Annotated in this window: 7 protein-coding genes; 5 read left to right on the top strand and 2 right to left on the bottom strand. The window is 63.2% G+C overall.

The features are described 5' to 3' along the window. The coding region (locus tag EN738_RS30925) for a nucleotidyltransferase family protein (protein ID WP_145966983.1) at positions 1 to 610 on the top strand (610 nt) is incomplete at its 5' end. Between the two features lie 32 nt (positions 611 to 642). Next, complete coding sequence (locus EN738_RS30920; RefSeq protein WP_245494823.1) at positions 643 to 1,539, top strand: alpha/beta hydrolase; 897 nt, start codon at positions 643 to 645, stop codon at positions 1,537 to 1,539. 18 nt (positions 1,540 to 1,557) lie between these two features. On the opposite strand, the gene EN738_RS30915 is transcribed toward EN738_RS30920, so the two are convergent. Then, on the bottom strand, positions 1,558 to 2,595 hold the full coding sequence (locus tag EN738_RS30915; RefSeq protein ID WP_127286914.1) for a DUF1176 domain-containing protein: 1,038 nt from the start codon (positions 2,593 to 2,595) through the stop codon (positions 1,558 to 1,560). Between the two features lie 116 nt (positions 2,596 to 2,711). Here EN738_RS30915 and EN738_RS30910 point away from each other — a divergent pair, with 116 nt between their 5' ends. After that, positions 2,712 to 3,215, top strand: coding sequence for a DUF1993 family protein (locus EN738_RS30910; RefSeq protein WP_127286913.1), 504 nt, complete (start codon positions 2,712 to 2,714; stop codon positions 3,213 to 3,215). Between the two features lie 49 nt (positions 3,216 to 3,264). Here the strand turns inward: EN738_RS30910 and EN738_RS30905 are convergent, their stop codons facing one another. Continuing rightward, positions 3,265 to 3,429: a hypothetical protein gene (locus EN738_RS30905; RefSeq protein ID WP_126054817.1), complete on the bottom strand. Its 165-nt coding sequence runs from the start codon at positions 3,427 to 3,429 to the stop codon at positions 3,265 to 3,267. A gap of 382 nt (positions 3,430 to 3,811) precedes the next feature. Here EN738_RS30905 and EN738_RS30900 point away from each other — a divergent pair, with 382 nt between their 5' ends. After that, positions 3,812 to 4,279 carry a hypothetical protein gene (locus EN738_RS30900; protein WP_127286912.1) on the top strand — a complete coding sequence of 156 codons (468 nt, stop codon included), beginning with the start codon at positions 3,812 to 3,814 and terminating at the stop codon, positions 4,277 to 4,279. A gap of 120 nt (positions 4,280 to 4,399) precedes the next feature. Beyond that, the coding region (locus tag EN738_RS30895) for an aldo/keto reductase (protein ID WP_189606058.1) at positions 4,400 to 4,884 on the top strand (485 nt) is incomplete at its 3' end.

The following is a 4,884-nucleotide window of genomic DNA, read 5'->3' as shown; positions in this document are numbered from 1 at the left end:
CGAGGGAACCGGGCCGAAGGTCGAGATCGTGCTTCTGGCAGCCGGCCGCTCCAGCCGCATGGGCGGGCCGAACAAGCTGCTGGCACTGTTCGACGGCAAGCCGTTGGTCCGCCGCGCCGCCGAGAGAGCACTGGGCTCCAGGGCATCCAGCACCATTGTCGTCACTGGCCATCAGCGCGAGCGGGTGCTCGCCACTTTAAGCGGTCTCGATGTCATCCTGGCCGACAATCCCGATTTCGCCGACGGCCTGTCCTCGTCATTGAAGGCGGGCATCGCCAAGGTTTCGGCCGATGCTGCCGGCGCCATGATCGTCCTTGGCGACATGCCCGGCGTGTCCTCCGCCGATCTCGACAGGCTGATCGAAGCCTTCCGCAGATCCGGCGGCCGCTCGGTGGTGCGCGCGGCGCACGATGGCCGGCGCGGCAATCCGGTGCTGCTGCCTCGTTCGCTGTTTGGGGCCATCGCCCATCTCGAAGGCGACACCGGCGCGCGCCACCTGGTCGAAGCCGGGGGCCTTGATGTCGTCGATGTCGAGATCGGCAACGCCGCCTCGGTCGACGTCGATACGCGCGAGGCGCTGGAAGGCGCCGGCGGCGTGCTGCAGGATTGACAAAGCGAAGCCGAAGCACGCATGCCTGCGGCATGGCCAATCGCTTTCAAGTCTCCCGCACGCTGTTAACCTCGATCGCTCTTTCGCTGTCCGCTGTTGATGCCGGCGCGCTCGAGCTAAAACCCTACAAGGACGATCTGTTCGCCTATCCGGCGACGCTGTCGTCCGGCGACAATGGCGCCTACACCGTCATCGACTATCGCGAGATGCGCGACATCAACCAGCGCGACGAGGTGCCGGAAAAGCGCGTCCATGGCGAATATACCGACACCGGCGTGCGCAAGCTGCAGCAGGACCTGATGCTGAAGACCGACGCCGGCGATGTCAGGCATGTCGCCGTCGGCAAGACTGAGGGCGCCGGCATCATCGTGCTCTACCTGCACGGGCAGGGTGGCAGCCGCAAGCAAGGTGTCGACGACTTTACCTTCGGCGGCAATTTCAACCGCCTCAAGAATCTGATGACCGCCAATGGCGGCCTCTATCTGTCGCCGGACTTCCCCGATTTCGGCGACAAGGGCGCCGCCCAGGTTGCGGCGCTGATCGATCACTACGCCGAGAAGTCCCCGGGCGCGAAGATCTTCGTCGCCTGCGGCTCGATGGGCGGATCGCTGTGCTGGAAGCTTGCCGCGCGCAACGACACAGGACGACGCATCGACGGGCTGCTGCTGCTCGGTTCGCTGTGGGACGAAAGCTTTCTCGCCAGTCCCGCCTTCAGGCGCCATGTGCCCGTCTTCTTCGGCCAAGGCAGCAAGGACCCGGTATTTCCCGTGGAAAAGCAGGAAGCCTTCTTCCGCTCCATCATTGCAAAGTCAAAAGCCTATCCCTATCCGACCCGCTTCGTCCGCTTCGAGACCGGCACGCACGGCACGCCGATCCGCATGACCGACTGGCGCGGCACGCTCAACTGGATGCTCTCCAAGGCGCCGTGACGTGAAACCGGGATTGCCTCAGGGCGCGGTGTTGTAGTCGACGACGGCCTGCGGGTTCTGCTCGCCATCGTATGATGCATCGACGTCGTACTGGACGAGGGAAAAATCACCGTTGCGGAACAGGTAGGTTCCCGACGACGAGGCATCGCCGACGCCGCGCCACTTGTTGAAGGTGGTGATCGTCTTGGTGGCGTCGTCGTAAGCGGAATTGACGGCCCAGCCTGTCGCCTGGAAGCCGACGACGTGCACGCTCTCCACCTTGCCGTCGCTGTCGTTGTTCGCGTAGCGGATGTCCATTTCCGGCTCGGCGAACTGCAACTGCCTGACGCCCGAGACGTCGTCGTAGATGTAGTAGATGGAGCTTTCATTGTAGGCGGCGGCCGAGCAGGCGAAATGGAAGAGCCGCGTTTCCCGCTCGGGGTCGCCTTCGGCCGCGCTCTTGTCCCTGTATTTGATCGAAAACAACTCGGGCTCCTGCTCGAACAGCTCCTTGTCGCACTGGCCGGCATAGGTGGCAGCGAACGCCTTCTTCGCCTGCTCCAGCGCCTCGTCCTTCTTCGGCGGCGGCGGGCCGTCGCCGCAGCTTGCCGGCACGGCCTCTTCGAAATCGGCGGTCGATGGCTTCAGCGCGCCCTTGTCGATGAAGATCGGCTGGAACGGCGGTTCCTGGATCTGGCCGTTGACCTGGCGCAGCGTATAGCAGCCGGCAAAAACCTTGGCCTCGCCCTTCTTGTCGGTCGCCTGGATGGCAACCGGGACACTGTAGTAGATGCTGCCAGCCGCACCCTCGTCGGATACCGCGCCCGTCTTCACCTCGACCGTATCGGTGCCGTCATAGCCTTTGACGAACGCGTCGAAATCCTTTGCCGGCTTGGTATCGCCGTAGTAGCCCCAGGCGCGGGCGAATTCATGCCGGTTGATGGCGCTGTAGAGCGAGCGGATGACCGCGGCAGCGTCCGAGCGATCGTCGATATAGGGTGGGTCGGCGGCGAGCGCCTGCTGGCCCGTTACGGCGATGGAGAAGAAAGCGGTCGCTGCAAGAAAGGCGCATCTCATCGGGATCCTCCACTCCAGATGGAAACACCTAGCATGGTGATTGCGGCGGCGCGGTGACGCTTGAAGAATCGCTTGTGGAAGCGCTAGCTCCCGTCGCTCGACTGGGAGAAAGCAAGATGACGATTTCGATGTATGACGCCTCGGTGCCCGTGTTTTCGGCCAGGCTGAAGTCACTCTCCAATGTGCTGTCGCTGGCCGAACAGAACGCGGCCGATCGCAAGATCGACCCGCAGGTCTTTCTGACCGCGCGGCTGGCCCCCGACATGTTCGCGCTGACCAGGCAGGTGCAGATCGCCACCGATCACGCCAAGGGCGCGCCGTCGCGGCTCGCCGGCCGCGAGGTGCCGAAATACGAGGACAATGAAGCGAGTTTCGCCGACCTGCAGGCTCGCATCGCCAAGACGGTCGATCATCTGGCGACGTTTTCGGCAGCCGACCTGAATAACTCGGAAGAGCGCACGATCGAACTCCGGCTCGGCGGGCGGGAAGTCTCGATGCCGGGCTTGCTATACCTGCTCCACGCCGCCATGCCCAACTTCTATTTCCACGTGACCACCGCCTACGACATCCTGCGGCACAACGGCGTGCCACTCGGCAAGGCGGTTTTTCTGGGACGTTGAAAGTCTTGAGGTTTCCCGGTGCTGCCGGGAAACCTCTTGCTGGACAGACTCAGCGCGTGGACATTTCGCGCGCGATACGCGGGAAATCGGCTGGCTTGATGCCGATGTCGGCGCGGTCGGCATTGCTCATTGAATGCAGCAGCGCCAAGGCTGCGCGGTAGCGCTGATGGTCCTGCGGCCGCGGCCGCGCGAACATTTCGGTGAAGAACCCCATGATCCATGGCCCCTAGTTGGTCCTCCCGACTCAAACATATAGGGCGAATATTAAAATTGTGCAGTGCAGCAATTGCATGGCAGCCATGCCCGGACGATTTTTTTCGTCACAATCGATTTTTTTTGAAACTTTTACGGTCTGTCGAACGTAGGCGTGGTGCCGGCCCATGGCCGGCTTTTTCCTCGCCACTCCTGGCGACCTTGCCGGGCTGCATGAAATGCAGTCCGGCTTTTTTGCTATGGCGCTGGCGAACGGCTAAACTGGTTAACGTCGAAGGCATTCATTTTTAACGAGCAAGCTCTATGGTGCGACCGTCTCACATATGTGCTTGACGAGACGGGAGGCTGACATCGGCACCGGAGCCAAGCGGGATTTCGCGTCCTTGCTCGACGATCTCTTCGTTGCCTCCGACAAGGCCGAGGCAGGCGATGAGGCGGCGGCGCGGCCGACAATTCCGTTCGACTATCTCTCGGTGGCGGACGAGCTTCATTCCGGCCGCATCAAGGTTGCCGGCGAGACGTTCGCGGCCGAATACCGGGAGGCAGGCGCCGATCTCGCCGCCGAATTCGCCGCGCTGCTCGATCAGGCCAAGCTGGCGTTGGCCGGCGAGCAGGCAAGGCCGGAGGAAAAACTGCCGCCGATCGACCCCGACGCGATCGCCGCCGAGCTTGGCCTCGATCATCCGGTGAAGAGCGCCGACCTCGGCCGCATGCGGCGCAGCTTCGCTTTCGCCAACCACCCGGACCGCGTTGCCCCGCATCTGCGCCAGCGCGCCATGATCCGCATGCAGGTGGCCAACATGCTGATCGATGAAGCCAAGCGGCGCGCCGTGGCCGGAGCCCGGCGCTAGCCCTCTACAAGTTCACGCAAAAGTCGTCCGGGCCGGGCTTGGAGAACACCCGCCCTTTGCTTTATGGTCGGATTTCCTCCTGCGCTTCGCGCAAAAAAGTTCCCCGCCGGAGAAATTCCCATGCATAAACGCCGTCTCGGTCGGACCGATCTTCTTGTGTCTCAAATCTGCCTGGGCTCGATGACCTGGGGCCAGCAGAACACCGAGGCCGAAGGCCATGCGCAGATGGACCTGGCCTTTGAGCGCGGCGTCAATTTCATCGACACGGCCGAGCTGTACCCGATCCCGCCCAAGGCGGAGACGCAGGGGCGGACCGAGAAGATCATCGGCAGCTGGATGAAGGCCAACGGCAATCGCGACAAGGTGATCATCGCCTCGAAGGTGGTCGGTCGCACCGGCAACATTTGGTTTCGCGGCGACCGCCCGTCGAAGCTGGCGCGCGCCGACATTTTCGACGCCGTCGAGAAGTCGCTGACCAAGCTCGGCACCGACTACATCGATCTCTACCAGATCCATTGGCCGGAACGGGACATTCCCTGGGGCGCCAACCCGACGCGCGTCGCGCCACCGCGCCGACACCGAAGGCGCGCCGGCAGGCGAGACGC

The organism is Mesorhizobium sp. M4B.F.Ca.ET.017.02.2.1, from assembly GCF_003998955.1.
In the GTDB taxonomy this organism is placed as follows: domain Bacteria; phylum Pseudomonadota; class Alphaproteobacteria; order Rhizobiales; family Rhizobiaceae; genus Mesorhizobium; species Mesorhizobium abyssinicae.
Note: the sequence above shows the minus strand (reverse complement) of the source record. Positions and strands in the feature narration are given on the sequence as shown.

Excerpts from the sequence above, each read along its gene's own strand:
- EN738_RS30920 (WP_245494823.1), top strand. The coding sequence starts at position 643 with ATGGCCAATCGCTTTCAAGTCTCCCGCACGCTGTTAACCTCGATCGCT.
- EN738_RS30905 (WP_126054817.1), bottom strand. The coding sequence starts at position 3,429 with ATGGGGTTCTTCACCGAAATGTTCGCGCGGCCGCGGCCGCAGGACCAT.
- EN738_RS30915 (WP_127286914.1), bottom strand. The coding sequence starts at position 2,595 with ATGAGATGCGCCTTTCTTGCAGCGACCGCTTTCTTCTCCATCGCCGTA.
- EN738_RS30910 (WP_127286913.1), top strand. The coding sequence starts at position 2,712 with ATGACGATTTCGATGTATGACGCCTCGGTGCCCGTGTTTTCGGCCAGG.